Source organism: Herbiconiux sp. UC225_62, assembly GCF_042694625.1.
In the GTDB taxonomy this organism is placed as follows: domain Bacteria; phylum Actinomycetota; class Actinomycetes; order Actinomycetales; family Microbacteriaceae; genus Herbiconiux.
This window is the reverse complement of record NZ_CP170551.1, coordinates 3,289,242-3,315,203: the sequence shown is the minus strand read 5'-3', so window position 1 is coordinate 3,315,203 and position 25,962 is coordinate 3,289,242. Positions and strand designations below refer to the sequence as shown.

Here is a 25,962-nt window from a genome sequence, read left to right as displayed (position 1 = left end):
GTTTCAGCCGTGTTACGAGTCGGCGCGAAGAACCTCGGCGACGCCGGCAGCCAGGTCGATCAGGGCCAGGTCGGCACCGCGCGCACCCACGAAGCAGAGGCCGACGGGCGCGGAGCCGCTCGGATCCGGCACTCTCAGCACGGGCGCCGAGACCGCGGGGTAACCGCCCGTCCCCGCCACCGCCGTCATCCGGAGCGTCGCCGCACGGGCCGCCGCGATGACATCCGCCGGAGCGTCGAGCGCGGGCGCGGCCGACGACGCCGACGGGAGCAGCAGGATGCGCCCCTCCAGCACCGCGTCGAACCGGGCCCGGGCGTCGGCCGACTCGGCACGCGCCTCCGCCTCTTCCTCCGCCGTGACGCGAGAGGCGATCTCGAAGCGCTCGGCGATGTCGGCGCCGAGAACGCCCGGGTGCGCGGCGACCCACTGTCCGTGCACCCGCCACGCCTCGGCCGCCTGCACCGTGCGGAACGCCGCGAACGCCGCGTCGAGGTCGCCCAGGTCGACGCTCTCGACCACGCCGAACACCGGATGCTCGACCGTCGCCCGGAACGCCGCCTGCACGTCCTCCGCGCAACTCGACACCAGGTCGGCCGACACCACGTACCTCGGCTCCAGCGCACTCGACGCCCCAGCCCCGGGATGCGCGACCCCGTCGCCGTCACGGTCATCCGGGCCGATCCCTGCGACCCTCACCGGGGTCGGGCCGGGCGCCCCCGCGAACGTGGCGGCCGCGGCGGCCCGGAGCGTCTGCGGCGAGCGCGTCAGCCAGCCGACCGTGTCGAACGACGGCGCCAGCGGCAGCAGGCCGCGCGCACTCACCGACCCGTGCGTGGTGCGGAGCCCCCAGAGCCCCTGATACGACGCCGGAACCCGGATCGACCCGGCCGTGTCCGTCGCCAATCCGATCGCCGCCTGCCCGAGGGCCACCGCGGCGGCCGGGCCACTCGACGACCCGCCGGGGATCGCCCCCGGCACGGCCGGGTTCGGTGGAGTCCCGTAGTGCACGTTGCGCCCGGCGATGCTGTAGGCGAACTCGTCGGTCTGGGCGATGCCCTGCACGGCCGCACCCGCGGCCCGGAGCGCGGCGACCGCATCGGCGTCGGAGTCGGCCGGAATCGCCTCGGCGAGGAACTCGGGCACCCCCGCCCCCACGGCATACCCCGCCAGGTCGTAGAGGTCCTTGACGGCCACGCTCAGGCCCGCGAGCGCACCGCCGCCCGAAGGAGCGGATTCGGCCGGACGCGCCGGCACGAGCGGTGCCCCGACGACCCGCCAGACGGCCCCGTTCACGGCGGGCGCGGCACCGGTCACGTGCGCGGCCGCGATGACCCAGTCCGCGGCATCCGGTCGCACCTGCTCGCCGCCGTCACCAGCCTGCAACTCGTGGCCCGAGGCATCCACCCGCCGCCACAGCTGCGTCTGCAACCCGGTGCCGCCCTTCGCGAAGGCGCTCACCGACACCACGAGAACGGATGTCGCGTCGAGCACCCGCAGGTGCAGCTCGACGATCGTGCGCGGCGGCACTCCCCCGCGCAACCCCCGGAACGCGCTGACGCGGTCGTGCCCCACGAGCAACCCCGAGGCGTCTCCGCGCAGCGTGGCCGGGCCGGGAGCGAAGTACCGGTCGAGGGCGTCGAGGTCATTGGTCATGAGCGCGGCCTCGTAGCCGCGGAAAGCCGTCAGCAACGAACGCAGGGACTGCGGCGACAGGATGCCCGCCCCGTCGAGCGAGGTCACCCCGGTCGGGAGCTCCTCAGCCACGAGCGGCTCCCGACGCGTGCGGCACCCCTGCGAAATCCGACACCCGGATGCGCGCGTGCACGCCCTTGACGATGTCGACCACCTGCGAGATGTCGAAGTCGGTGGCGGCACTCAGATACGCGTACGCGAGGGTGCGATCCATCCCCCACCGCGCCTCGAGCAGCCCGAGTGCGGCACGCACGCAGTTCTGCACGGCGACGTCGAGGTCGCGGTCCATGCCCGTCGGCACCAGGAACTCGCTGGTCTCCGCCAGCGGCCCGGCCAGCTCGCCGAAGTTCGCGAGAGCATCCGACCGGTCGACGAGATCGAAGCGCACGGTCACCCGGAGCGACGCCTCCATCGCGGTCAGCGCGACCTCGCCGTCACCCTGCGCGAAATGCGGGTCGCCGACGTACGCGAGCGCCCCGGGCACCTGCACCGGAAGGTAGAGCGACGACCCCACGGTGAGCAGGTTGATGTCGATGTTGCCGCCGTGCGGCCCCGGGGGAACCGAGTGCGGCCGCTCGGAGCCGACCACGGCCACGCCCATGATGCCGAGGAACGGGCTCAGCGGAAAGCGCACCGACCGCTCCCCGCCGGGCAGTAACGGCAGCGTGCCGAAACGGGCGCCGCCCAGAGCGTCCTGCACCTCGGCGAAGATGCTCACGTCAGCCGGCCCGAGCGGCATCTCGCCCACCAGGGCCCCCTTGCCGTGCCGGTTCGAGATGACGCCGTACGGCACGCGCGGTGTGGTGTCGAGCACGGTCATCTTGAGCAGGTCGCCGGGCCGCGCGCCCCGCACGGCGATCGGGCCGGTGACGACGTGCGGCCCGTCGGCGGAGCTCCGCGGGTAGTCGGACGCGGCGAGGGCGATGGCGTCCTCGAGCACGAAATCGCGCGACACCCCGTGCGCGCCGAAGAAGGCCGCGGGATCACGCCCCTGGTCCTCGAGCAGGCCCTCGTGGCTGATCGTGTCAATCGTGACATCCGTTCCGGGATCGATCTCGAGCACCGGCCGGTCGTCGGCGCAGGGCAGCCGCCCCCAGAGCACGTTGTGGCGGCTGGCCGCGAGGTATTCCGTGGCGCGGATCTCCCCCGCGCCGGGTTGCAGGGCTGCCAGCATCGACATGTCGCTTCCGTTCTCGTCCGAGCGCCCAGGCGAATCCGACTCACCGGCGATCATCCCGACAGTACCGTCCGTTTGCACCACGACGGATGCACGCACTACCGTTCAAGGCATTGTTTGCACGGCTGAAACCGGTGTTCACACACGCGAAACGTGCACGATCAAACCCCGAATCACCTGACCGACAGGACGACCGTGCTCAAGAGACTCCGCGCCCGCCGCGACGACCTCCACCTCGGGCTGATGCTCGCGCTCACCTTCTCCACCGGCATCGTCGACGCGGTCGGCTACCTCGGACTCGACAAGGTCTTCGCCGGCAACATGACCGGCAACGTCGTCATCTTGGGCATGGCGCTGGCGGGCGCCGACGGTCTGCCGTGGGTCGGCCCGCTGCTCGCGCTCTTCGCGTTCATGGGCGGCGCTGTCGTGGGCGGCCGGGTGCTCCGGCCCGTCAAAGCCGGCTGGACGACCCGCACGACGACCACCTTCGCCGTGGTCGGTGCCATCATGGCGGGGCTCGCGATCGCGCTGTTCATCCTGAACGGCAAGCCGCCGCAGCCCTGGGAACTGCTCATCACGGTCTTCCTCGCCGGAGCGATGGGCCTGCAGGCGGCGACCGCCCGGCACATCGCGGTGAAGGATGTCACGACCGTCGTCGTCACGTCGACGATCACCGGATTCGCCGCCGACTCCCGTCTGGCCGGCGGCAAGGGCCAGCCGTGGTTCCGCCGCGGAGCCGCCATCGTGCTCATCGCGGCCGGCGCCGGCGTCGGGGCCTTGCTCCTCAACCTGCACATCGGCTGGGGCGTGGCCGCCGCCGCCCTCGTCACCCTCGTCGCGGCCCTCCTCGGCCACATCGCCGCCCACACCAAGCACACGCCCCCCGTCCCCGCGGAGTAACCTCACCCGACTTCTGGACGCCAAGCGCCCCAAAACTCCCGAAACAGGGCGGGACGGGGCAAGAACTTCGGCGGAGTCAGGCTCGCGGGGCGCGAGCCCGGTAGGGGCGCTGGTCGTGGGGGCAGAAGTACGAGGAGCGGTTCATGAACTGCTCGCGCTTGATCGGGGTGCCGCAGCGCGGGCACGGCTGCCCCTCCCGCCCGTAGGCGTTGAGGCTGTGCGCGAAGTAGCCCGACGCACCGTTCACGTTGACGTATTGCGCGTCGAAACTGGTGCCGCCTTCGGCCAGCGCCTTCTCGAGCACGATCCGCACCTCGGAGAGCAGCTCACGGGCCCGCGGCCGCGAGAGCTTGTCGGCCGGGTACTCGTAGTGCAGGCGCGCTGCCCAGAGCGACTCGTCGGCGTAGATGTTGCCGATTCCGCTGATCAGCGTCTGATCGAGCATCGCACGCTTGATGCCGGTCTTCTTGCGCGCGAGCGCGGCGAAGAACACGGCCTCGTCGAAGGCCGGGTCGAGCGGGTCGCGCGCGATGTGCGCCACCTGCGCGGGAACGGATGCGCGCCACGCCTCCCCCGCGAGAGCCCCGCCATCGCGCTCCAGCCCGAGCTGCTCCGCGAACCCGAAGTAGCCCCCGTCGTGTCCGTCGGGCGTCGGCAGCAGCCGATCGACGGCCATCGAGCCGAAGATGCGCTGGTCGACGAAGTTCACCCAGAACTCGCCGCGCTCCGGATGCTCGATGTGCAGCCGGATGCGCAGCAGCCCCTCCTCCTCGACGCCGGGCGTGCGCAAGAGCACCTGCCCGCTCATGCCGAGGTGGGTGACGAGCGCTTGCGCGGGCGCGCCCTCGCGATCGGACAGGGGGAACCACAAGAACTTGCCCCGCCTTCCGGCAGCGAGCATCCGTCGCCCCTCGAGCAGCCCGTCGAACGGGCCCTCGAGCGGGCTGTGCCGCTTGAGGGAGCGCTCGTCGAACACCTCGACCCCGGTGATCACGGCGCCGGACACGGCGGGTTCGAGTCCCGCGCGCACGACCTCGACTTCGGGCAGCTCGGGCACGAAGGGCTCCTAGGCCTGACCGGGACCGGTGGATGCGCCGAGCAGGGCGAACGCAGCGGCGGCGGCCCCCGACTCGGCCTGCTTCTTGCTCGACCCGGTGCCGCTCGCGACGACGGGCGAATCGGCTTCGCGTGGACCGGCGATGGTCACGGTCGCCACGAAAGTCTTCTGGTGGTCGGGCCCGCTCTCCTCGAGCACGTACACCGGCACCTCGAAACCGAGGCGGTTGGCGAGCTCCTGCAGCGAGGTCTTCGGGTCCATCGAAACCCCGAAGCGCAGCGGGTCGTTGGCGAGCGGGGCGACGAGCCGCAGCACGAGGTCGGTCGCGACATCCGGACCCTGGTCGAGGTAGGTGGCCCCGATGATGGCCTCCACCGTGTCGGCGAGGATGGACGCCTTGTCGCGCCCACCGGTGAGCTCTTCACCGCGGCCGAGCTTGATGTACTCGCCCAGCCCGATGGAACGGGCGATCTCGGCGAGGGCGACCGTGCTCACCAGGGAGGCCCGCCGCTTCGCGAGCTCCCCCTCGTCGAGCTCCGTGAAGGTGGTGTAGAGCATGACCGTGACGGCCTGCCCCAGGATCGAGTCGCCGAGGAACTCGAGACGCTCGTTCGTGGGGATGCCGCCGTGCTCGTAGGAGTACGAGCGATGGGTCAGCGCGAGATCGAGCAATGCGGGGTCGAGCGCGATCTCCAGGGTCGCCAAAAGGTGCGATCCGCGCTCCTCGATTTCAGGGGACACGAATCGCACCTCTCAGGGAATGACTAAACGTCGGCGACCTTGCGGCCCTTGTACTCCAGGAACAGCGGAGTACCGGCAGAGTCTTCGACAACCTTCGCGCGGTGCGGGAGGCTGTAGGTCGTCTTGCCGTTCTCGACGGTCTTGACGAGCGTGGGGACCTCGGCCTTCCACTGCGAACGACGCGCGTGCGTGTTGGAACGTGACTTCTTCCGCTTCGGAACAGCCATGACTATCTCTCTTCTACTCTGTCGGGCACCGTGCTGTGACACCGTGACCGGCGGTCAAGACTCCGTGACTAGTTGTCGTCGGAGTCCGTGTCTCGGGAAGCTGCCAGTGACTCTGACCCACGCAGACCGGCGAGCGCCGACCATCGCGGGTCGATCACCTCGGGCGCAGGGGCCGCCGCATGATCGGCCAGTCGCTCGCCCGTCACCGGGTCGAGGCCTGGGCAATCCGGCGTGCAAACCGGCTGGAACGGTAGTGCCAGCACTACCAAATCCCTGATCAGAGGTTCGAGATCGACATGGTCGTCGTGAACCTCGTAATCAAAAGCTTCGTCAGAAGAATACGCGAAAAGCTCCTGGAATTCGACTTCGACAGGCTGGCGGATGTCGCGGAGGCATCTTCCGCACTGTCCGGCGGCCTCGGAGGTGACCTCCGCGCTGACCAGAACGCCTTCGTGCACGGACTCCAGGCGGAGGTCGACGTGCAGGTTCTCGCCGGTCTCGACGGCCACGAGGCCCTCGCCCAGCTTCTCGGTGACGGGGATGTCGAGCGTGTGCTCTCTCATCTCGCCGGGCTTGTGGATGAGATCGCGCACGTTGACCGTGTAAGGGGTCTTCTTGAATGTGCTCACCGAGAGATTCTACCGTCGATCAGGACCGACTCAGCCGTTGCCCAGCCAGAGCACGCTCGGCGCTCAACCGCGCGGCGGGTTGCGGTGGATGTTGGCGGCCACCACCGCGTCCGCTTCGGCCCGCAGCGCGTCGACCACGGTGCGAACGGCCAGGCGTTCGGCACGGTCAGGGCGCATCAGCGCGAAGATGTGGCGTTCGGCCACCACCCCTCGGAGGTTCTTGAGCACGATCTCGCTGCGATAGGCGCCACCGGCCGTGTAGCAGGGCAGGATGGCGATGCCGAGACCCGCGGCCACGAAGGCCTCCGTGACGCGCGTGTCGCCGAAGCGCTGCACCACGTTCATGGGCGATCCGGCGGCGGCGGAGATGTCGTGGATGGTGCGCTCGAAAGGGGTAGCCCCACGGCACCCCGATCCAGCGCTCCCCGATCAGGTCCTCGGGGTCGAGCATCTCCTTCGCGGCCAGCGGATGCCCGGGCGGCAGCGCGATGTCCAACGGCTCGGTCATCAGCTTCACCGCGGTGACGTCGGTGGTGGGCCAGTTCGTGGCCGCCGATGACGCGGTGTGCGCGAGCACGATGTCGAAGTCGGCGGTGAGGGACGGGAAGTCGTCGCTCTCGGGGTCGCGGTCGGAGCAGTGCAGGGTGAGGCCGCCCACCGCGTCGAGGCGGTTCACGACACCGGGCAGCAGCATCTGACCCCCGGTGGGGAAGGTGGCCAGCGACACCTCGCCCGTCGGATCGTTGCGGAACTCGTCCCAGAGCGCGGTCGCCTGCTCGATCGCCACGGCCACGTCGGTGGCACTGCGGGCGAGGGCGCGGCCGGCATCCGTCAGCACGATGCCGCGGCCGGCCTTCTCGGTCAGTGGGAGCCCGGCTTCGCGCTCCAGGATGCGCAACTGCTGCGACACCGCGGACGGCGTGCGGTGCGTCGCACGCGCCACTTCGGTGATGCTGCCGCGCTCGGCGAGCTCGCGCAGCAATTCGAGGCGACGCACATCCATGTAGGGACTCTACATGGTTGCCGCCGCAACGAATCGTGCGCCTGAACCTGCGCGGTCAGCGTCTCAGTCGACGTCGCCTATCGCCGCGAACGCCTCGTCGTAGATGGCCAGCGCCCGTTCGACTTCGGCATCCGTCACAACGCAGGGCGGCACCACGTGCAGCCGGTTGTCGGCGGTGAAGGGCAGCAGCCCGCGGGAGAGCAGAGCGGCCTTCAGGGCGCCCACTCCCCCGGCCGACAATGGCGCACGGGTCTCGGGGTCGCTCACCAGGTCGAGGGCCCAGAACACTCCGACACCGCGCACCTCGCCGATGATCGGGTACTTCTCGGCCAGCGCCGCGAGTCCCGGCGCGAGGAGGTCTCGGCCGATGTGCGCCGCGTTCTCGACGATGCCCTCGTTCTCCATCGCATCGAGCGTGCCCACGATCGACGCCATGGCGAGCGGATGTCCGGAGTAGGTCAGGCCGCCCGGGAAGACGTTGTCGTCGAAGATGTCGGCGATGGCGGGCGAGATGATCACGCCGCCCGCCGGCACGTACCCCGAGTTGACCCCCTTGGCGAAGCTGATCAGGTCGGGCTCGACGAGGCCGCCCTCCTGCTCGGCGAGCGCCTGGAACGCGAACCAGGAGCCGGTGCGCCCGAATCCGGCCATCACCTCGTCGAAGATGAGAACGATGCCGTACTTGTCGGCCAACGCCCGCACCCCGGTCAGGTAGCCGGGCGGCGGCACAAGCACGCCGGCCGTGCCCGGGATCGTCTCGATCAGGATCGCCGCGATCGAGGTCGCCCCTTCGGCCTGGATGACGCGCTCGAGGTGGTGCAGCGCCCGCGCCGACTCCTCCTCGACCGAGGTCGACCAGAACTCCGAGCGATACGCGAACGGCCCGAAGAAGTGCACGTGCCCCCGCGCGTACTCGTTCGGCACCCGCCGCCAGTCCCCCGTGGCGACGACCGCGGCACCGGTGTTGCCGTGGTACGACCGGTACTGCGACAAGACCTTGTCGCGCCCCGTGTAGAGCCGCGCCATCCGGATGGCGTTCTCGTTCGCATCCGCCCCACCATTGGTGAAGAACACCTTGCTGAACGAGTTCCCCGCCCGCTCCAGAATCCGCTGCGCAGCCTTCCCCCGAGTCAGATTCGCATGCGCCGGCGCCACAGTCGTCAGCACGTCCGCCTGCTCCTTGATCGCCTCAACGACCGCCGGATGCTGATGCCCGATATTCGTATTCACCAACTGCGACGAGAAATCAAGGAACTCATTCCCCTCGAAATCCCACACCGTCGACCCGGCCCCGCCGGCAATGACCATCGGCTTCAGGGTCGCCTGAGCCGACCACGAATGAAACACATATGCTCGGTCCAGCTCGAGCGCGAGCTGCTGGTCTGCGGGGTCAAGTTCCATGGTGCTGCCTGTTTCTCTATCTCGTTCGATGTTCTTGGTAGTCGATTCGGGGGGATTCTCGCCCTCCGCCGCCTTTGAGCTCCGCTCAACCCTTAGGCGGAGGGTGAGAATCCCCCCGGATCGACGGTCGCGACCTACTGGCCGCCTTCCTTAAGGGTCACAGTGATCGGCGAGAAGTCCGCCCCGTTCACATCCACGCCTTCATCCTTCAGCTCCGTGAGCGCCTTCTCCACGTACTCGTTCGAGAACGCCGTCTCCGGCGGGTCGGACGTGATGATGGTCGCGCCCGTCTCGTTCTCGGTGCCCTTGGCGATGGAGACCGTCTGGTCCCACTCGTCCTGGTTGATCATGCCCACGCCATTCTCCGAGGGCCAGATCAGTTTGTTGACCTCGTTGGTCATCCAGAGCTGGTGGCTCTCGCCGAGCTGCGATCCCGACGCGGTCACGATCTTCGCGGCCTCTTCGGGGTTGTCGCGGGCGTAGGCCCAGCCCTTGATGGAGGCCTTGATGAACTTCACGGCCGTGTCGGCGTAGTCGGAGTCGCTGGCGAGGCGGTCCGAGTCGGCCCAGATGGCGTCCTGGAGCATCGCGGTGCCTTCGTCGTTCCAGTTGATGACGTTCAGCTCCTCGGGCGTGTACAGCTCGCCGGTGGCCGGGTTGACCGTCTCGAGCACCTGTGCGTACTCGTTGTAGGTCATGGCCTGGGCGGCCTGGATGTCGCCGGCCAGGAAGCCGTTCATGTCGAAGGCCTGCTGCACGAGCGAGATGTCGCCCACGTTCACGCCCGCCTTCTGCATGCCGGCGAAGAGTTCCCACTCGTTGCCGTAGCCCCAGCTGCCGACCGTCTTGCCCTTGAGGTCGGCGGGCGAGGTGATGTTCGCGTCCTTCATCGAGATCTGCGTGGTGCCGCTTCGCTCGAAGATCTGCGCGATGTCGGTGACGGCGGCGCCCTGCTCGATCGAGCCGAGCACCTTCGGAACCCAGGAGATCGCGAAGTCGGCGTCGCCGCCGGTGAGCACGTCGATCGGGACGATGTCGGCGGCGCCTTCGAGGATCGAGACGTCGAGGCCCTCGTCTTCGTAGTAGCCCTGGTCGAGGGCCGCGTAGTAGCCGGCGAACTGGGCCTGCGAGTACCACTGCAGCTGCAGGCTCACCGGGGTGAGGTCGCCCGAGTCGGCCGAGTCGGTGGAATCGCTCGAGCCGCCGCTCGAACAGCCTGCGAGCGCGAGAGCGGTGACGGCGAGGGCGCCGACGCCGCTGATGAGACGGGTGCTGTGTTTCATGTTGCTCCTCCTTCTGGGTGGTGCCGGATGGTGCAGACCTAGGTGTTCGGGCTGTAGTGCCGCGTCGCGATCTTCTCGATGGCGAGGGTGACGCAGTAGAACACGAGCCCGACGATGATGGCGCCGAGCACGTAGGCCCAGGCCAGGCTGTAGTTCGAGCCACTGGCGGCGGAGGTGATCGACTTGCCGAGACCGCCGATCGGGCCGCCGAAGTACTCGGCGATGAGCGCGGAGATCACGGCGAGGCTCGACGCGATGCGCAGACCCGTGAAGATGAAGGGCAGCGCGCCCGGCACGGTCACGGTGCGCGTCGTCTGCCACGCGGATGCCGCGTACACCCGCATCAGGTCGCGGTGCACGGGCCGCACCTGCCGCAGCCCCCGCAAGGTGTTGATGTACACGGGGATGAAGACAGCGATCGCCGCCACCAGTTGCCGGCCGGTCTCGGCTGCCGCGCCGAACATCGTGTAGAGCACGGGGGCCAGGGCGACGATCGGCACCACGGCGAGCGCGGCGACCACGGCGGCGCTCAACTCGTCGACCACCCGCACGAGCGCGGCGATGATGGCGAACAGGATACCGGTGACACCGCCGATGACGAGCCCCACCAGCGCGTTGCCGCCCGTCACGAGCGCGCCCTGCAGCACCGTGGAGAGGTTGGCGCCGAACTCGGTGCCGATGGCGACCGGGCCGGGCACGATGAAGGCCTTGATGTCGAAGGCCACCACGAGCAGCTGCCAGAGCGCGAGCGCGACGAGGCCGAGCAGCACCGGGGCGAGCACGGTGCGGTAGATGCCGGCGGAGCTCCTCATCGGGTCTCGACCCCCCGGATACCCACCGGCGCCTCACCGTGGAGCAGTTCGCGCACCTTGCTGACGTTCTCGAAGAACGCCTCGTTCTCACGCAGCTCCTCGGTGCGCTCTTGCGCGGTGCCGAGCGAGACGGTGAGCACGTCGCGGATGCGACCCGGTCGTGGCGACATCACGACGACCCGATTCGAGAGGTAGACGGCCTCGGGGATGGAGTGGGTCACGAACACGACGGCCGCCCCGGTCTCGCCGGTGATGCGCACGAGCTCGGTCTGCATCCGCTCGCGCGTCATCTCGTCGAGGGCGCCGAACGGCTCGTCCATCAACAGCAGGCGGGGGCTCTCGGCGAGAGCGCGGGCGATCGCCACACGCTGCTGCATGCCGCCGGAGAGCTGGTCGGGGTAGCTGTCGGCGAAGTCGGAGAGCCCGACCAGTGCGAGCAGCTCGCTCACCCGCGCCTTGCGGGCGGCCCCGCCGACGCCGTGCAGTTCGAGCGGCAGCTCGATGTTGCCGGTGACGGTGCGCCACGGCAGGAGTCCGGCCTGCTGGAAGGCGATGCCGTACTCCTGGTCGATACGGGCCTGGCGCGCCGTCTTGCCGAACACGGTGACGGTGCCCGTGGAGGGCGTGTCGAGATCGGCGATCAGGCGCAGCAGCGTCGACTTGCCGCATCCGGAGGGCCCGATCAGCGAGACGAACTCGCCGGGCGCCACCGTGAGATCGATCGACTCGAGAGCCGTGACCGTGGCCTTCTTCTTGCCCACGAAGATCTTGTCGACCCCGGAGACCTGCACGGCGGCATCCGGAACGACGGGCGTGGCGGCGGATGCGGTGGTGATGTCGGATGCGTCGCTCATGCGGGCACTTCCCCTCGACGGTAACGGCGGAGCAGCACTCCGAGCAGGGCGATGAATCCGGCGGCCACGAGGCCCACCGCGACGGCACCGAAGATCGGCGCCCAGGTCTTGGCCGGGTCGCCCGAGGCCTGCTGGGCGTATTCGATGATCATGCGGCCGATGCCGCCACGCAGACCGATCGAGACCTCGGCCACCACGGTGCCGATCACCGCGTTGGCGGCGGCGAGCCGCAGGGCGGGCAGCAGATAGGGCACGCTGGCCGGCAGGCGCAGCACGAACAGCGTCTTCCACCAGCCCACGCCGTAGCTGCGGAACAGTTCGACGTGGATGGTGTCGGGCGAGTTCAGCCCGCGGAGCGCGCCGATCGACACCGGGAAGAAGGCGAGGTAGGAGGCGATGACGGCCACCGACATCCAGTTCTCCCAGCTGAAGTCGCCGAACTCGAGCTGCGAGCCCCAGCGCCGCACGAGCGGTGCGATGGCGATGAGCGGGACGGTCTGGCTGAGGATGATCCAGGGCAGCACGGCCGACTCCGCGGTGCGGAACCGCTGCATCAGGATGGCCAGGAGCAGCCCCACGACCACGCCGACGACCCAGCCCACGGCGGCCACGCCGAGGCTGAACACGGAGGCCTGCACCACCGCGAGCCACACCGGCATCGCGTTGCGCCCGCCGCCGGTGGGTTCGAACAGGCGCGCGACCATGTCCCACACGTGCGGCATGGCCAGATCGGTGGTGCGCGGCAGGATCGTGAGGTCGCCCACGATGACGCCGCCGGCCGGTCCGAGCGCTTTGTAGAGCTCCCAGATCACGACGAGCAGCACCACACCCCCGACGCCGAAGGCGATCCGCTTCGCCGTCTGGTTGGTGCGCGGGCCGCTCGAACCCGCCCGGGAGCGTTCGCTCATGCCTTGGCCGTGATGTGGTCGCGGAGAGCGGGCATGACGGTCTCGCCGTACACGCGGAGGGTCTCCTCCTTGAAGTCGTGCTGCAGGTAGCCGGCGAACTGGGTGACTCCGATGTCTTTCAGCTGCTTGAGCTTCTCGATGTGCTGCTCGGCGGTGCCGAGCACGCAGAAGCGGTCGACGATCTCATCCGGCACGAAGCTCGTGTGGGTGTTGCCCGCGCGGCCGTGCTCGTTGTAGTCGTAGCCCTCACGGTCCTTAATGTAATCGGTGAGGGCCTGCGGAACCTCGCTGTTCTCGCCGTACTTCGCCACGATGTCGGCCACGTGGTTGCCCACCATGCCACCGAACCAGCGGCACTGGTCACGCATGTGCTCCCAGTCGTCGCCGATGTACATCGGAGCGGCCACGCAGAACGCGATGTCGTCGGGGTTCCGGCCGACGTTCTCGGCCGCGGCGCGCACGGAGGCGATCATCCATTTCGCGATGTCGACGTCGCCGCACTGCAGGATGAAGCCGTCGCCCACCTCCCCGGCCACCTTCAGAGCCAGCGGGCCGTAGGCGGCCACCCACACGTCGAGCTGCGATCCGTGGCTCCACGGGAACTGCAGCGTGGCGCCGTTGTACTCCACCGAGCGCGAGTTGCCGAGCTCGCGGATCACGTGGATCGACTCGCGCAGCGTCTTCAGCGTGGTGGGCGCCCCGTTGGTGACGCGCACGGCCGAGTCGCCGCGGCCGATGCCGCAGATGGTGCGGTTGCCGTACATCTCGTTGAGGGTGGCGTAGACCGAGGCGGTGACCGTCCAGTCGCGCGTCGCCGGGTTGGTGACCATCGGGCCGACCTTGATCTTGTGCGTCTCGGCCAGGATCTGGCTGTAGATGACGTACGGCTCCTGCCAGAGCAGGTGCGAATCGAAGGTCCAGAAGTAGTCGAAGCCGTACTGCTCGCTGAGCTTGGCGAGCCCGACCGTGCGGGCCGCCGGAGGATTGGTCTGAACGACCGCGCCGAATTCCATGTGCTGTGTCTCTCTTTCAGGCGGATGGGGCGGATGCGTCACCTAGATCAAATACTGGCTCAACCCGCGCTTGAAGTACGCGCCGTCGCCCTTGCGGCCGAGGTACTGGTTCTCGTCGACGATCTTGCGGCCGCGGGAGAAGACGGTGTCGACGTGGCCGTCGATCTCGAAGCCTTCCCAGGCCGAGTAGTCCATGTTCATGTGGTGGGTCTTCTCGAGCCCGATCGACGTCTGGCCCTTCGGGTCGTAGATCACGACGTCACCGTCGGCACCGGGCTGGATGACGCCCTTCTTGCCGTAGACCCCGAACATCCGTGCCGGTGTCGTGCTGGTGAGTTCGACCCACCGGGGAAGGCTGATCTCGCCCATCACCACACCCTGGTAGATGAGGTCCATCCGGTGCTCGACCGAGCCGATGCCGTTCGGGATCTTCGAGAAGTCACCGAGGCCCATGTCCTTCTGGCCCTTCATACAGAAGGGGCAGTGGTCGGTGGAGATGACCTGCAGGTCGTTCGTGCGGAGCCCCCGCCACATGTGGTGTTGGTGGCCCTCCTGCTTCGAGCGCAGCGGCGTCGAGCACACCCACTTCGCCCCCTCGAAGCTGCCCCACTCCTCACTCGAGGCGCCGAGCTGGTCTTCGAGGCTCAGGTACAGGTATTGGGGGCAGGTCTCCGCGAACACGTTCTGCCCGTTGTCGCGGGCGGCCGCGATCTGCTCGACCGCCTGCTTCGCCGACACGTGCACGATGTAGAGCGGTGCGCCGGTGAGGTTCGCGAGCATGATCGCCCGGTGCGTGGCCTCTTCCTCCGCCTGCCACGGGCGCGAGATGCCGTGGTAGTAGGGGGTGGTCTCGCCGCGCTCGAGGTGCTGCTTCACGAGCAGGTCGATGACGGAGCCGTTCTCGGCGTGCATCATGATCAGCGACCCGTTGTCGCTCGCCCGCTGCATCGCCTTCACGATCTGGCCGTCATCGCTGAGGAAGACGCCCTTGTAGGCCATGAAGAGTTTGAAGCTGGTGACGCCCTCGTTGATCAGCTCGTCCATCGCAGTGAGCGACGAATCCTGCACGTCGGAGAGGATCTGGTGGAACCCGTAGTCGATGGCGCAGTTGCCGGCGGCCTTCTCGTGCCACAGCTTGTACTGATCGAGGATGTTCTCGCCCGCGTACTGCACCACGAAGTCGATGATCGACGTGGTGCCGCCGTGCGCGGCCGCCCGCGTGCCCGTCTCGAAGGTGTCGCTGGCCTCGGTGCCGCCGAACGGCATCTGCATGTGGGTGTGCGCGTCGATGCCGCCCGGGATGACGTACTTGCCCGTGGCATCCACGACCTCGTCGACGTTGCCCGCGAGGTCGAAGCCGAGCAGCGTGCTGCCCGGGGCCAGCACCGCCGCGATGGTGTCGCCGTCGATCAGCACGTCGGCCTCGGCCGTGCCCGTCGCATTGACGACGGTTCCCCCGGTGATGAGAGTCTTCATGAGTCTCCCCCTCCTACGGTGCCACGATCTCGCTGTAGGCGTCGGGCCGGCGGTCGCGGTAGAACTGCCAGTCGTCGCGGGTGTCGCGGATGGCGTCGAGATCGAGATCGCGGATGAGCACCTCTTCGTGCTCGCTCGAGCCCAGCTCGCCGACGTAGTTGCCGCGCGGGTCGACGACGTACGAGGTGCCGTAGAAGTTCACCGCGAGGTCGCCGTACTCGTTGTCCTCCTTGCCGACCCGGTTGGGCACCAGCACGAAGTACTGGTTCGCGCCCGCCGCGGCCGGCCCTTCGAGCTCCCACAGGCGATTCGACAGGCCGGGCTTCGAGGCGTTCGGGTTGAACACGATCTGCGCGCCGTTCAGACCCAGTTCGCGCCATCCTTCGGGGAAGTGACGGTCGTAGCAGATGTGCACGCCGATCTTGCCGACGGCGGTGTCGAACACGGGGTAGCCCAGGTTGCCGGGACGGAAGTAGAACTTCTCGTAGAAGGACTCCAGGTGCGGGATGTGGTGCTTGCGGTACTTGCCGAGGATCGTGCCGTCGGCATCCACGATGACCGCGGTGTTGTAGTAGACGCCGGTCTGCTCCTCCTCGTAGATCGGGAGGATCGCCACCATGTTCAGTTCCTTCGCGAGGGCCGCGAAGCGCTGCACGATCGGGCCGTCGGCGGGCTCGGCGTAGCGGTAGTACTTCTTGTCCTGCGTGATGCCGAAATAGGGGCCGTAGAACAGCTCCTGGAAGCAGATGATCTGCGCGCCTTGCGCCGCGGCGTCGCGCATGAACTGCTCGTGCTTGTCGAGCATCGACTCCTTGTCGCCAGTCCAGGTCGTCTGTGTGATCGCAGCGCGTACGGTCGTCATCGGCAGTTCCTTTCGAACGACGACCGGAGTGTCCTCGACACCCCGGTTTTGTTATTATTCGGTTTGAACATTTCTCGTGTGTTTCAGCGTGTGACGCGAGCGTAAATATGTCAAGAGTTCCGAGCAAGACATCCACTGATACCCCTCGAAGAATCGGACACGGATGCTCGATCAGATCGTAGACGCAGTCGAATACCGCACACCCGAGGGAATCGCCGCGGCCATCTCGCGGCTCATCCGCTCGGGCACGCTCGGCGCCGGAGACCGGTTGCCCACCGTTCGCGACGTGGCGGCGACGCTCGGCGTGAGCCCCGCCACGGTGAGCAACGCCTGGCAGGCGCTGTCGGGTGTGGGGCTGATCACCTCCCGCGGCCGGGCGGGAAGCTACGTGCTGCAGGCGGCCACGGCGTGGATGCCGCCGCACTTCGGCGAGCTCGCCGGATCTCATGTCAGCGCGAGGCTCGATCTCTCCACGGGCACGCCCGATGGCGAGCTGCTCCCCGACCTCACCGCCGCGCTCACCCGGGTGCCCACGCGCGCCGACACGGCCAGCTACCTCAGCGCGCCGGTGCTGCCCGAGCTCGAGTTGCAGCTGCGGGCGTCCTGGCCCTATCCGGTCGCGGCGCTCACCATCGTCGACGGGGCACTGGACGCGATCTCCCGCGCCCTCGAGACCCTGGTGCGCTACGGCGACCGGGTCGTGGTGGAGAACCCCGGTTTCCCGCCCTTCTTCGACCTGCTGGAGCACCTCGGGGTCGAGCGCATCCCGGTCGACGTGGATGCCGAGGGCCTCCGGCCCGATCAGCTCGCGCGGGCGTTGCTGCTGAACCCGGTGGCGATCATCCTGCAGCCGCGTGCGCACAACCCCACCGGAGCATCGTTCACGGCCGAGCGGGTGCGGGAGCTGGCCCGGGTGCTCCGGGCGCACGAGCATCTCGGCGATCCCGTGGTGATCGAGGACGACCACTCGGGCGAGATCTCCAGCTCTCCCGCGTTCAGCATCGGCAGCTGGCTGCCGCAGCGCACCCTGCACGTGCGGAGCTACGCGAAGTCGCACGGACCCGACCTCCGGATCGCGGCGATCGGCGGCCCCGAGCTCCTGATCGACCGCATCGTGGCCCGGCGGATGCTCGGACCGGGCTGGACCTCGCGGATGCTGCAGACCATCCTGCACGACCTGCTCACCGCGAGCTCCTCGGTGTCGAGCGTGCACGACGCGCGGCGGATCTACCAGGCGCGCCAGCGGCAGCTCTCCGAAGCGCTCGTGGCCCACGGGCTGCCGCACTCCCCCTCCGACGGCATCAACACCTGGATTCCGGTGATCGACGAGAAGGCGGCCATCGTGACGCTCGCGGCCAGCGGCATCCGGGTGGCGGCCGGGTCGACGTTCGCGGCGGGCGGGCCACCGGCCGGGACGGGCCTCGGCACCGGCCAGTTCCTCCGGGTGACGGCCGGTCGCGTGCGCGACGAGTTCGACCAGGTCGGCGCGCTCCTCGCGAGCGCCGCCCGCGCCACCTGAGGGTTGCCGCCGCCGGTTCGGGAGGGGGCGGGGATGGGGTTGAATGGGGGGCGTGAAGGTTACGGTTCTTGCGGGTGGCGTCGGTGGGGCACGGTTTCTGCGGGGGCTGCGGACGCACCTGAGGTCGCGCTATCCCAACGGCGACGGCGGGTCGACCGCCGAGATCACCGCGGTGGTTAACACGGGCGACGACATGTGGCTCACCGGGCTCCGCGTCTGCCCCGACCTCGACTCGATCATGTACACGCTCGGCGGCGCCAACGACGACGAGCGCGGCTGGGGCCGCAAGGACGAGAGCGAGCGCGTGAGCGCCGAGCTCACCGCGTACGGCATCGGCTGGCCGTGGTTCACTCTCGGCGACCTCGATCTCGGCACCCACATCGCCCGCTCCAGCTTCCTCCGCGACGGCCTCACGCTCACCGAGGCCACCGCGCGGCTCGCCGAGCGCTGGAACCCCGGGGTGCGCCTGCTGCCGATGAGCGACCAGCCCCTCGAGACCCACGTGGCCATCGAGGTCGACGGCCAGCGCAAGATCGTGCACTTCGAGGAGTGGTGGGTCAAATACCGCGCGAACGTACCGGCTCAGCGCTTCATCCAGGTTGGCGTGGATGCCGCCAAGCCCACGCCGCAGGTGCTGCACGCCATCGAGCACGCCGACATCATCGTGCTGGCGCCCTCCAACCCGGTGGTGTCGATCGGCACCATCCTCGGCGTCAACGGCGTGCGCTCCGCTCTGCGGGCGGCCCGCGCGCCGATCGTGGGCGTCTCGCCCATCATCTCCGGTGCCGCCGTGCGCGGCTACGCCGACGCCTGCCTCACGGCCATCGGCGTCGAGACCACCGCCGCCGCCGTGGCGAAGCACTACGGCTCCCGTCAGCGCTCGGGCAGCGGCCTGCTCGACGCCTGGCTCGTCGACGAGACGGATGCGGCGAGCGCCCCGGTTCTCGACGCGGCCGGCATCCGCACCTCCGTAGTGCCGCTCTGGATGCGCGACCCCGAGACCAGCGCCCAGCTCGCCTCCGACGCCTTCGCTGCCGCCATCCGCTGACCCCGGCGTCGTTTCGGGAGGAGGAGCGTCGAACCACCCCGGTATACGGGCGTCGTTGCACTCTCCTCCTCCCGAAACGGAGGACTAGGCGTTCGGAGCGAGCATGAAGATGCAGAACGGGTGGCCGGAGGGGTCGGCGAAGATCGTGATCGGCTCCTCGGGATCGTCGAGGTCCTCACGCAGGATGGTCGCGCCGAGTTGCAGCGCCCGCTCGCGGTGCCGCAGCAGCGACTCCCGATCGGGCACCGAGAAGTCGAGGTGCAGCTGCTGCGGCCGCGGCCCCTCGGGCCAGGTCGCCGGCGCGAGGCTCGCCACCTGCTGGAAGGCGAGCAGCCGCTTGCCGTCGGGGCCGAGCAGTGCGAGCCAGTCCTCGCCGTTGGGGTCGGGGCCGTCCAGCGGCGGTTCGTCCCCTTCTTCGTAGGGCAGCGCGAGCAGGTGGTGGTAGAACTCGGCGAGCTCCCGAGCGTTCTCGGTGTCGAGCACCACCTGCCGGAAGGCGGGATATCCGTGCGATGAGGTCATGCCCCCATCGTGCTCCGCCTACCCGCGGAGCGCCAGCAGTCCCGCGTAGGCCGCCATCGACACGACGTAGAGGGCGATGATGATCGCGTACCCGGCGGCATGCACCCGCGGCGGGATGCCCCGCTTCACCCACCAGCGGAACCGCCGGAACGCCCAGGGCACGAGCAGCCAGCCGAGCAGCTGCGTGGAGACCACGTTCCCGATGAACAGCGACAGCCAGAACGGCAGACCCGACAGCAGCGTGTCACCGATGAAGTAGCCCCAGAGGAACACGATGGGGTACAGCATCAACAGCACGATGAGGTTGCCCTTGAAGACCGGATCGGGCAGATCGTTGCCCTTCTGCCCCGACCAGAAGCCGAAGCCGTAGCTGGCCCGCGTCAGCGTGAGCTGCTCGTTGTAGTCCCTCCCCGCGTCGAGCAGGGCCTTGCGCTCGGGCGACTCGATCCACTTCTCCAGATGGTCCGGCGTGTCGAAGCTGAGGGCCACGACCCACTCCTCCTGCACCCCGGGGATCGGCCGCTCGATCTTGTGCCCGAGGAACCCGTCGAAGCGCGACTCGGCCGCGGAGATCTGGCGCTGCCAGTCGAGGAACGCACCCTCCTCGGCCTCGGGCACCCGGCTCGAGATGAGCACGGATGCCGCCTCGGCCGGCTTCTCGGTGTCCTCGGTGAACAGGTGAACGTCGTCGTTGCCGATGAAGTGGCCCTTGATCTCCTCGAGCAGAGCCATCCGATCCGCGCTCTGCAGCCATCCGCGCGCCGCGTCGATGTCGCGGAAACGCTGCACGATCACCCAGTCGACCTGGAGCGGTGGATCGGGCCGGATGACGCGGCGGTCGAGGAAACCGGGCCACTCCTCGATCCGCCGCCCCACCTTCTCCTGCCATGCGGCGTACTCGGCGTAGCTCTCCTCCGCGAGGCGTCGGTGCACCACGAGGGCGACCGTCATGCTCAGGCCTTCTTGTAGGCGCGCTCGCCCATCACCCAGGTCTCGTCGACGGCTCGCTCGTCGCTGACCATCATGATGCCGAAGAGCAGGTCGGAGGCGGCTTCGAGCGTGAGCTCCCCGCCGTCGTGCAGGAGGCTCTGGTGCCAGGCCGTGGCGGGCGGACCGGCGGTCCAGTCGAGGGCCACGAAGTCGGCTTCCTTGCCGATGTCGAAGTTGCCCACCAGGTCGTCGATGTAGAGCGACTCGGCACCACCCTGCGTGACGGAGTAGAACGCGCGGAACGGTGAGAGCTTGTTGCGCTCCGACTCCGCGAGGTCCATCTCGCTCGGGATGATGCTGCCGTCGAGGATGGTGTTGTTGAGCATCCCCACCTTGTAGGCGTCTTCGAGCGAGTTGAGCAGGCTGAAGCGGTTTCCGCCGCCCATGTCGGTGCCGAAGCTCATCAGCACGCGGTGCTCGGGGTCGGTGGCCTTGCCGAGGCGGAAGAGCCCGGAGCCCAGGTAGAGGTTCGAGGAGGGGCAGAACGCCACCGCCGCGCCCGAGTCGGAGAAGCGGCGGAACTCGTCGTTCGAGAGCCACACGCCGTGTCCACCGGTGAACTTCGGGCCCACGAGGTCGTACTTCTCGTACACACCGAGGTAGTCGTGGCAGTCGTCGTGCAGGGCGAGCACGCCGTGGATCTCGGCCGGGTTCTCGGAGATGTGGGTGTTGATCCACAGGTCGGGGAACTCCTGCTTGAGCTTCTGGCAGGCCGCCAGCAACTCGTTCGAGGCGCCGAAGCCGAAGCGCGGCGTGATGGCGTAGAGGTTGCGGCCGACGCCATGGAACTTCTCGATCAGGGCCTTCGAGTCGTCGTAGAACTGCTCGGGCGTGTTCGCGAAGTAGTCGGGAACGTGACGGTCGATGCCGGTGAGGCCGCCGATCATCCGCATGTTCCGCTTGGAGGCCTCTTCGAAGAACACCTCGTTGCAGGTGAGGTTGCCCGTGGTGAACGTCTGCGCGGTGGTGGTGCCCGAGGCGAGCAGGTTGTCGAAGAAGTGCTTGGTGCCCTCTTCGGCGTAGGCACGGTCGGCGTACTTGTGCTCCTCGGGGAACACCCATTTCTGCAGCCACGGCAGCAGCTGCTCGCCGTAGGCGCCGAGCACCCGCGTCTGCGGCAGGTGGATGTGGCCGTCGATGAAGCCGGGGAGGATGATGCGGTCGGCGATGACGGCGGTCTCGACATCCGGATGCCGCGGGGAGACCTCGGCGAACGGCCCGAAGTCGGTGATCTTCCCGTCTTCGACGACGAGCAGACCGTCGGCGTGGAACCGCACCGACTCCTCTTCGTGCCCCACGTGCTTCCACGGGTCGTCGATGAAATCCAGGAACGTTCCGCGGATTGCTTTCTCGGCCAAGAGATCCCCATTCGTCGTTATGGGGCAATCCTGACACGGCGATGCGGGCCGCAGGGGGTGCTGTCGTGCTCCAGAACAGGGGGTAGGCTCGACCTATTCTGGTTCTGGGTCTGGCTTTGGGCCCTGCTCTCTTGTTATCTCTTCCGATACTTCGAGGTCGTCGCCCATGCCTGCTGATCTGCCCACCCCCACCCGTCGCAAGGCCGAGCCGCAGCCGGTCGTGCAGTCGTTCGTGCCCAACGCCTCCGCGATCCGCCGGGCGCTGAAACGTGCCGACGAAGGCGTGGCGCTGAACGCCACCGAGGCCGAGACACTGCTGCACGCTCGCGGCGACGACCTGGAGCGCCTGCTCACCGCCGCCTCGCGGGTGCGCGACGCCGGGCTCGAGATCACAGGTCGCCCGGGAGTCATCACGTACTCGCGCAAGGTGTTCATCCCGCTCACCCATCTCTGCCGCGACCGCTGCCACTACTGCACCTTCGTGCAGACGCCGGGCGGCCTCGCCAAGCAGGGCAAGGCCCCCTTCATGTCGCCCGACGAGGTGCTCGAGGTCGCCCGCCAGGGCGCGGCGCTCGGCTGCAAGGAGGCGCTCTTCACCCTCGGCGACCGCCCCGAAGACCGCTGGCCCGCTGCTCGCGAGTGGCTGGATGCGCATGGCTACGACTCCACCATCGCCTACCTCCGCGCCATGGCCATCCGTGTGCTCGAGGAGACCGGCCTCCTCCCCCACCTCAACCCCGGTGTGATGACCTGGGAGGAGATCCAGCGGCTGAAGCCCGTCGCGCCCTCGATGGGCATGATGCTCGAGACCACCTCCGTGCGGCTCTGGGCCGAGAAGGGCAACGCGCACTTCGGCTCGCCCGACAAAGACCCGGCCCTGCGCCTGCGCGTGCTCGAAGACGCCGGGCGCTCGAACGTGCCGTTCACCACGGGGCTTCTGCTCGGTATCGGTGAGAACTACGAGGAGCGGGTCGACGGGATGTTCGCCATCCGCTCCGCCGCGCGCCGGCACGGTCACGTGCAGGAAGTGATCATCCAGAACTTCCGCGCGAAGCCCGCCACCGCCATGATGGGCGCCGACGACCTCGAGACCCAGGAGTACATCGCCTCGGTCGCGGTGGCTCGACTCGTGCTGGGGCCGAAGGCGCGCATCCAGGCTCCGCCGAACCTCACGGACGCGCGCGAGCTGTCGCTGCTCGTGCGGGCCGGCATCGACGACTGGGGCGGGGTCTCGCCCCTCACGCCCGATCACGTGAACCCCGAACGTCCCTGGCCGCACATCGACGACCTGGCGCGGCTCACCGCCGAGGCCGGGTTCACGCTGCGCGAGCGGCTCACCGCGCATCCTCACTTCGTGCGGGCCGAGGAGCCGTGGATCGACCCGCGGGTGCTCCCCCACGTGCGGGCACTGGCCGACTCGTCGGGGCTGGCCGTTGAGGGCCGCATCCCGACCGGCCACCCCTGGCAGGAGCCGGAATGGGGCTCGTCGGGCTCCGGTCGCACGGAGCTGCACACCGAGATCGACACGATCGGGCGCACGGGCGACCGCCGCAGCGACTTCGAGGACGTCTACGGCGACTGGTCCGAGCTGCGCGAGCACGTCGGGGCGAACGCCGGCAACGCGGTGCGGGCATCCGGTGACCCGGCGGTGCGCTCGGCGCTGCTGCGGGCATCCGTCGACCCCGCCGGGCTGACGGATGCCGAGTACCTCACGCTGCTCGGCGCCGACGGCCCCGACCTCGAGGCACTCGCCGCCTTGGCCGACGAGGTGCGCCGCGCGACCGTGGGCGACGAGGTTGGCTACGTCGTCAACCGCAACATCAACTTCACGAACGTCTGCTACACCGGATGCCGCTTCTGCGCGTTCGCCCAGCGGCGCAACGACGCGGATGCCTACACCCTGTCGATGGAGCAGGTCGGCGACCGCGTCGACGAGGCCTGGTCGATCGGGGCCACCGAGATCTGCATGCAGGGCGGCATCCACCCCGACCTGCCGGGAACGGCGTATTTCGACCTGGCGCGCACCGTGAAGGAGCGGCAGCCCGACATCCACCTGCACGCGTTCAGCCCGATGGAGATCGTGAACGGGGCGGCGCGTACGGGTCTGTCGTTCCGCGACTTCCTGCTCGAGGCCAAGGCCGCGGGGCTCGACACCATTCCGGGCACGGCGGCCGAGATCCTCGACGACGACGTGCGCTGGGTGCTCACGAAGGGCAAGCTGCCGGCGGCGCAGTGGATCGAGATCGTGTCGACGGCCCACTCGGTGGGGCTGCGGTCGTCGTCGACCATGATGTACGGGCACGTCGACAACCCCACGCACTGGGTGGGGCACCTGCGCACGCTCTCGCGCATCCAGGACGAGACGGGCGGGTTCACCGAGTTCGTGCTGCTGCCCTTCATCCACATGAACTCCCCCGTCTACCTCGCCGGCGTGGCTCGGCCGGGGCCGACGGTGCAGGAGAACCGGGCCATCCACGCGGTGTCGCGGCTCATGCTGCACGGGCGGATCGATCATGTGCAGACCTCCTGGGTGAAGCTCGGCAACGGCGGCACGCAGCAGATGCTGCAGGGCGGTGCCGACGACCTCGGCGGCACCCTGATGGAGGAGACGATCAGCCGCATGGCCGGCGCCGACAACGGCTCGGAGAAGACGGTCGACGAGCTGGAGCGCATGATCACGGAGATCGGCCGCACCCCGGTGCAGCGCACCACCACTTACGGTCGCCCCTCTGCCGAACGCGTCGCGGTAGCGCGAGAGTTCGCGTCCCGCGGGTTCGCGGCCACCGGCCAGACCCTCCGCCTCCTGCCGATGGCGTAGCGGGGTCAGCGCGGGAACGTGAGGCGGTAGCCACCCGCGGGGTGGCGAGTGACGGTGGCGCCCCGGTAGTTCGGGATGCGCGGGAGGCCGAGCGTCGCCTCGCCCTCGTAGTCGCCGACGACGACGACTTGGGCGCCGGACGCCGTGGCTGCCCGGAGACCTGCATCGGCATCCTCGAAGATGACGACGCGGGAGGGGTCGCGACCGAGCAGCTCAGCGGCGCGGAGGTACCCTTCCGGGTCGGGTTTGCCGGCCGAGACGTCCTCCGCCGTCACCACGACCGCGGGCAGCGGGATGCCTGCCTCGGCCATCCGCAGCCTGCCAGCTCGCGCGGAGCGGACGTCACCAACGCCACATCGGCCGGATCGAACGACGCCACGAACGGTGCCGCACCGGGGATCTCGAGCACCGCACCCTCGACGCCCAGCTCGTGTTCCTGCACGGCTGCGCGCGCGGCGAGCAGATCGGCGCCGGCACTCGCGGCGGCCGCGGAGCCGAGGAAGTGAGCGAGCGTGTCGTCGGCGCGCCGGCCGTGCGCGAAGGCCAGCAGCTCCGGCAGATCGATGCCGTGCCGCTCGGCGAAGGTCGCCCAGACCCTCTCGACGAGAGCGATCGAGTCGACCAGGGTTCCGTCCATGTCGAAGATGACGGCGTCGGCGTGGATTTCGAGGGCTTCGGTCATGGCGTCAATCCTGACATCCCCACCGTCGGTGGCCCGGCGTAGGGTGTCGGGCAAGCCATGACGGGAGGATGACGATGACCAGCGAACCGAGAACGTACCCAGCGGGCGTGAGCTGCTGGATCGACACCGAGCAGCCCGATCCGGAGGCCGCTGCCGAGTTCTACGGCAGCCTCTTCGGCTGGACGTTCGAGAACGCGATGCCGCCGGATGCCCCGGGCGTCTACCTCATCGCCCAGCTCGACGGCCACGACGTCGCGGCCATCGGCTCGGCCGAGCCCGAGGGTGTGGCCGTGTGGAACACCTACTTCGCGGTCGACGACGTCGACGCTGTGGCGCCCGAGGTGGTGCGCGCCGGCGGTTTCGTGGTGACCGACCCGGTCGATGCCGGGCCCGGCGGCCGGATGGCGGGGTGCCGCGACTCCGAGGGCGCGGAGTTCCGGCTCTGGCAGGCCCGCCGTCGCCTCGGCGCGCAGGTCGTGAACGTGCCGGGCGCCTGGAACTTCAGCAACCTCCGCACCGGAGACATCCCCGCCGCGAAGAGCTTCTACGAGCGCCTCTTCGGCTGGCGCTACCTCGACCTCGGCGAGACGGTGGAGGCGATGATCGCGGTCGACGGCTACGGTCGCCACCTGGCCGACACGGTCGACCCCGAGATCTACGAGCGCCAGGCGGGCGCCCCCGAGGGCTTCGCCGACGTCATCGGCGCGGTCCAGTCCACCGTCGGCGCGGAGCAACCGCACTGGCAGGTGGTGATCAGCGTGGCCGACCGCGATGCCGCCGCCACCCGCGCCGAGGCGCTCGGTGCGAGCATCCTCAGCACCGACGACACCCCGTGGTCGTCGCTGGCCACCCTCGAAGACCCCCAGGGCGCCACCCTCACCCTCAGCCAATACCGCGACGCCCGTTAACGAGAGATCCGTCACTTTCGGCCCTTCTCCAGAGAGGGAAGGGCCGAAAGTGACGGATCCGGTGTCAGGTACCGCTGGGCGG

General features: G+C 69.0%; 25 protein-coding genes and 1 pseudogene. 5 read left to right on the top strand and 21 right to left on the bottom strand.

Annotated features, from left to right (window positions below; genetic code table 11):
* Positions 1-12: 12 nt before the first annotated feature.
* Positions 13-1,764 (bottom strand): AtzH-like domain-containing protein, encoded by a 1,752-nt coding sequence (locus ACFJGU_RS16255; protein ID WP_382304710.1) that lies wholly within the window; start codon positions 1,762-1,764, stop codon positions 13-15.
* Positions 1,757-2,872 (bottom strand): acetamidase/formamidase family protein, encoded by a 1,116-nt coding sequence (locus ACFJGU_RS16250; protein ID WP_382304708.1) that lies wholly within the window; start codon positions 2,870-2,872, stop codon positions 1,757-1,759. The genes ACFJGU_RS16255 and ACFJGU_RS16250 overlap by 8 nt, the downstream gene beginning before the upstream one ends.
* Positions 2,873-3,064: 192 nt before the next feature.
* Here ACFJGU_RS16250 and ACFJGU_RS16245 point away from each other — a divergent pair, with 192 nt between their 5' ends.
* Complete coding sequence (locus ACFJGU_RS16245) at positions 3,065-3,769, top strand: YoaK family protein (RefSeq protein WP_382304706.1); 705 nt, start codon at positions 3,065-3,067, stop codon at positions 3,767-3,769.
* Positions 3,770-3,845: 76 nt separating this feature from the next.
* Here the strand turns inward: ACFJGU_RS16245 and mutM are convergent, their stop codons facing one another.
* The 14 genes and pseudogenes from mutM to ACFJGU_RS16175 form a co-directional block, all read right to left on the bottom strand.
* Positions 3,846-4,826, bottom strand: coding sequence for a bifunctional DNA-formamidopyrimidine glycosylase/DNA-(apurinic or apyrimidinic site) lyase (gene mutM, locus ACFJGU_RS16240; protein ID WP_382304704.1), 981 nt, complete (start codon positions 4,824-4,826; stop codon positions 3,846-3,848).
* Positions 4,827-4,835: 9 nt separating this feature from the next.
* Positions 4,836-5,567, bottom strand: a complete 732-nt coding sequence (gene rnc / locus ACFJGU_RS16235; protein WP_382304702.1) for a ribonuclease III — start codon at positions 5,565-5,567, stop codon at positions 4,836-4,838.
* Between the two features lie 23 nt (positions 5,568-5,590).
* Entirely contained in the window at positions 5,591-5,794 is a 204-nt protein-coding gene (rpmF, locus tag ACFJGU_RS16230; RefSeq protein WP_085019985.1) for a 50S ribosomal protein L32, read from the bottom strand.
* 68 nt (positions 5,795-5,862) lie between these two features.
* Positions 5,863-6,357 (bottom strand): YceD family protein, encoded by a 495-nt coding sequence (locus ACFJGU_RS16225; RefSeq protein ID WP_382310401.1) that lies wholly within the window; start codon positions 6,355-6,357, stop codon positions 5,863-5,865.
* 129 nt (positions 6,358-6,486) lie between these two features.
* Positions 6,487-6,768, bottom strand: a complete 282-nt coding sequence (locus ACFJGU_RS16220) for a LysR substrate-binding domain-containing protein (RefSeq protein ID WP_382304700.1) — start codon at positions 6,766-6,768, stop codon at positions 6,487-6,489.
* Between the two features lie 106 nt (positions 6,769-6,874).
* A pseudogene (locus ACFJGU_RS16215) lies at positions 6,875-7,426 on the bottom strand (LysR family transcriptional regulator); the annotation flags it as partial.
* A 63-nt stretch (positions 7,427-7,489) separates the two neighbouring features.
* The gene (locus ACFJGU_RS16210; protein WP_382304698.1) at positions 7,490-8,827 is read right to left on the bottom strand and encodes an aspartate aminotransferase family protein; all 1,338 of its coding nucleotides are present in this window, start codon (positions 8,825-8,827) and stop codon (positions 7,490-7,492) included.
* 134 nt (positions 8,828-8,961) lie between these two features.
* A complete protein-coding gene (locus ACFJGU_RS16205) occupies positions 8,962-10,110 on the bottom strand; it encodes an ABC transporter substrate-binding protein (protein ID WP_382304696.1) in 1,149 nt (382 codons plus the stop codon).
* Between the two features lie 38 nt (positions 10,111-10,148).
* Positions 10,149-10,922, bottom strand: coding sequence for an ABC transporter permease (locus ACFJGU_RS16200; RefSeq protein ID WP_382304694.1), 774 nt, complete (start codon positions 10,920-10,922; stop codon positions 10,149-10,151).
* Positions 10,919-11,776 carry an ABC transporter ATP-binding protein gene (locus tag ACFJGU_RS16195; protein ID WP_382304692.1) on the bottom strand — a complete coding sequence of 286 codons (858 nt, stop codon included), beginning with the start codon at positions 11,774-11,776 and terminating at the stop codon, positions 10,919-10,921. The genes ACFJGU_RS16200 and ACFJGU_RS16195 overlap by 4 nt, the downstream gene beginning before the upstream one ends.
* Positions 11,773-12,684, bottom strand: coding sequence for an ABC transporter permease (locus tag ACFJGU_RS16190; protein ID WP_382304690.1), 912 nt, complete (start codon positions 12,682-12,684; stop codon positions 11,773-11,775). Before ACFJGU_RS16190 ends, ACFJGU_RS16195 begins: the two co-directional genes overlap by 4 nt.
* Positions 12,681-13,697: a TIGR03842 family LLM class F420-dependent oxidoreductase gene (locus tag ACFJGU_RS16185; protein ID WP_382304688.1), complete on the bottom strand. Its 1,017-nt coding sequence runs from the start codon at positions 13,695-13,697 to the stop codon at positions 12,681-12,683. Before ACFJGU_RS16185 ends, ACFJGU_RS16190 begins: the two co-directional genes overlap by 4 nt.
* A 42-nt stretch (positions 13,698-13,739) precedes the next feature.
* The gene (gene hydA, locus ACFJGU_RS16180; protein WP_382304686.1) at positions 13,740-15,173 is read right to left on the bottom strand and encodes a dihydropyrimidinase; all 1,434 of its coding nucleotides are present in this window, start codon (positions 15,171-15,173) and stop codon (positions 13,740-13,742) included.
* A gap of 13 nt (positions 15,174-15,186) precedes the next feature.
* Positions 15,187-16,035 (bottom strand): nitrilase-related carbon-nitrogen hydrolase, encoded by an 849-nt coding sequence (locus tag ACFJGU_RS16175; protein WP_382304684.1) that lies wholly within the window; start codon positions 16,033-16,035, stop codon positions 15,187-15,189.
* A gap of 163 nt (positions 16,036-16,198) precedes the next feature.
* Here ACFJGU_RS16175 and ACFJGU_RS16170 point away from each other — a divergent pair, with 163 nt between their 5' ends.
* Complete coding sequence (locus ACFJGU_RS16170; RefSeq protein WP_382304682.1) at positions 16,199-17,554, top strand: aminotransferase class I/II-fold pyridoxal phosphate-dependent enzyme; 1,356 nt, start codon at positions 16,199-16,201, stop codon at positions 17,552-17,554.
* Positions 17,555-17,597: 43 nt separating this feature from the next.
* The gene (gene cofD / locus ACFJGU_RS16165) at positions 17,598-18,602 is read left to right on the top strand and encodes a 2-phospho-L-lactate transferase (protein ID WP_382304680.1); all 1,005 of its coding nucleotides are present in this window, start codon (positions 17,598-17,600) and stop codon (positions 18,600-18,602) included.
* An 84-nt stretch (positions 18,603-18,686) separates the two neighbouring features.
* On the opposite strand, the gene ACFJGU_RS16160 is transcribed toward cofD, so the two are convergent.
* The 3 genes from ACFJGU_RS16160 to guaD are packed head-to-tail and all read right to left on the bottom strand — an operon-like array spanning position 18,687 to position 21,472.
* Positions 18,687-19,124, bottom strand: coding sequence for a VOC family protein (locus ACFJGU_RS16160; protein ID WP_382304679.1), 438 nt, complete (start codon positions 19,122-19,124; stop codon positions 18,687-18,689).
* 18 nt (positions 19,125-19,142) lie between these two features.
* A complete protein-coding gene (locus tag ACFJGU_RS16155; protein WP_382304677.1) occupies positions 19,143-20,075 on the bottom strand; it encodes a hypothetical protein in 933 nt (310 codons plus the stop codon).
* Positions 20,076-20,077: 2 nt separating this feature from the next.
* Entirely contained in the window at positions 20,078-21,472 is a 1,395-nt protein-coding gene (gene guaD / locus ACFJGU_RS16150) for a guanine deaminase (protein WP_382304675.1), read from the bottom strand.
* 166 nt (positions 21,473-21,638) lie between these two features.
* On the opposite strand from guaD, the gene ACFJGU_RS16145 reads away from it, so the two are divergent.
* Positions 21,639-24,290 carry a bifunctional FO biosynthesis protein CofGH gene (locus ACFJGU_RS16145; RefSeq protein WP_382304673.1) on the top strand — a complete coding sequence of 884 codons (2,652 nt, stop codon included), beginning with the start codon at positions 21,639-21,641 and terminating at the stop codon, positions 24,288-24,290.
* Positions 24,291-24,295: 5 nt separating this feature from the next.
* Here ACFJGU_RS16145 and ACFJGU_RS16140 read toward each other — a convergent pair whose 3' ends face one another.
* On the bottom strand, positions 24,296-24,601 hold the full coding sequence (locus ACFJGU_RS16140) for an HAD-IA family hydrolase (protein WP_382304671.1): 306 nt from the start codon (positions 24,599-24,601) through the stop codon (positions 24,296-24,298).
* Positions 24,562-24,972, bottom strand: coding sequence for an HAD family hydrolase (locus ACFJGU_RS16135; protein WP_382304669.1), 411 nt, complete (start codon positions 24,970-24,972; stop codon positions 24,562-24,564). The genes ACFJGU_RS16140 and ACFJGU_RS16135 overlap by 40 nt, the downstream gene beginning before the upstream one ends.
* 74 nt (positions 24,973-25,046) lie before the next feature.
* On the opposite strand from ACFJGU_RS16135, the gene ACFJGU_RS16130 reads away from it, so the two are divergent.
* Positions 25,047-25,880, top strand: a complete 834-nt coding sequence (locus ACFJGU_RS16130) for a VOC family protein (protein ID WP_382304667.1) — start codon at positions 25,047-25,049, stop codon at positions 25,878-25,880.
* Positions 25,881-25,962 lie beyond the last annotated feature (82 nt).

Coding starts and splice junctions, on each gene's coding strand:
- ACFJGU_RS16250 (WP_382304708.1), bottom strand. CDS start 2,872: ATGTCGATGCTGGCAGCCCTGCAACCCGGCGCGGGGGAGATCCGCGCC.
- rpmF (WP_085019985.1), bottom strand. CDS start 5,794: ATGGCTGTTCCGAAGCGGAAGAAGTCACGTTCCAACACGCACGCGCGT.
- ACFJGU_RS16225 (WP_382310401.1), bottom strand. CDS start 6,357: ATGAGAGAGCACACGCTCGACATCCCCGTCACCGAGAAGCTGGGCGAG.
- ACFJGU_RS16220 (WP_382304700.1), bottom strand. CDS start 6,768: ATGAACGTGGTGCAGCGCTTCGGCGACACGCGCGTCACGGAGGCCTTC.
- ACFJGU_RS16210 (WP_382304698.1), bottom strand. CDS start 8,827: ATGGAACTTGACCCCGCAGACCAGCAGCTCGCGCTCGAGCTGGACCGA.
- ACFJGU_RS16205 (WP_382304696.1), bottom strand. CDS start 10,110: ATGAAACACAGCACCCGTCTCATCAGCGGCGTCGGCGCCCTCGCCGTC.
- ACFJGU_RS16200 (WP_382304694.1), bottom strand. CDS start 10,922: ATGAGGAGCTCCGCCGGCATCTACCGCACCGTGCTCGCCCCGGTGCTG.
- ACFJGU_RS16195 (WP_382304692.1), bottom strand. CDS start 11,776: ATGAGCGACGCATCCGACATCACCACCGCATCCGCCGCCACGCCCGTC.
- ACFJGU_RS16190 (WP_382304690.1), bottom strand. CDS start 12,684: ATGAGCGAACGCTCCCGGGCGGGTTCGAGCGGCCCGCGCACCAACCAG.
- ACFJGU_RS16185 (WP_382304688.1), bottom strand. CDS start 13,697: ATGGAATTCGGCGCGGTCGTTCAGACCAATCCTCCGGCGGCCCGCACG.
- hydA (WP_382304686.1), bottom strand. CDS start 15,173: ATGAAGACTCTCATCACCGGGGGAACCGTCGTCAATGCGACGGGCACG.
- ACFJGU_RS16175 (WP_382304684.1), bottom strand. CDS start 16,035: ATGACGACCGTACGCGCTGCGATCACACAGACGACCTGGACTGGCGAC.
- ACFJGU_RS16170 (WP_382304682.1), top strand. CDS start 16,199: ATGCTCGATCAGATCGTAGACGCAGTCGAATACCGCACACCCGAGGGA.
- cofD (WP_382304680.1), top strand. CDS start 17,598: ATGGGGGGCGTGAAGGTTACGGTTCTTGCGGGTGGCGTCGGTGGGGCA.
- ACFJGU_RS16160 (WP_382304679.1), bottom strand. CDS start 19,124: ATGACCTCATCGCACGGATATCCCGCCTTCCGGCAGGTGGTGCTCGAC.
- ACFJGU_RS16155 (WP_382304677.1), bottom strand. CDS start 20,075: ATGACGGTCGCCCTCGTGGTGCACCGACGCCTCGCGGAGGAGAGCTAC.
- ACFJGU_RS16145 (WP_382304673.1), top strand. CDS start 21,639: ATGCCTGCTGATCTGCCCACCCCCACCCGTCGCAAGGCCGAGCCGCAG.
- ACFJGU_RS16140 (WP_382304671.1), bottom strand. CDS start 24,601: ATGGCCGAGGCAGGCATCCCGCTGCCCGCGGTCGTGGTGACGGCGGAG.
- ACFJGU_RS16135 (WP_382304669.1), bottom strand. CDS start 24,972: ATGACCGAAGCCCTCGAAATCCACGCCGACGCCGTCATCTTCGACATG.
- ACFJGU_RS16130 (WP_382304667.1), top strand. CDS start 25,047: ATGACCAGCGAACCGAGAACGTACCCAGCGGGCGTGAGCTGCTGGATC.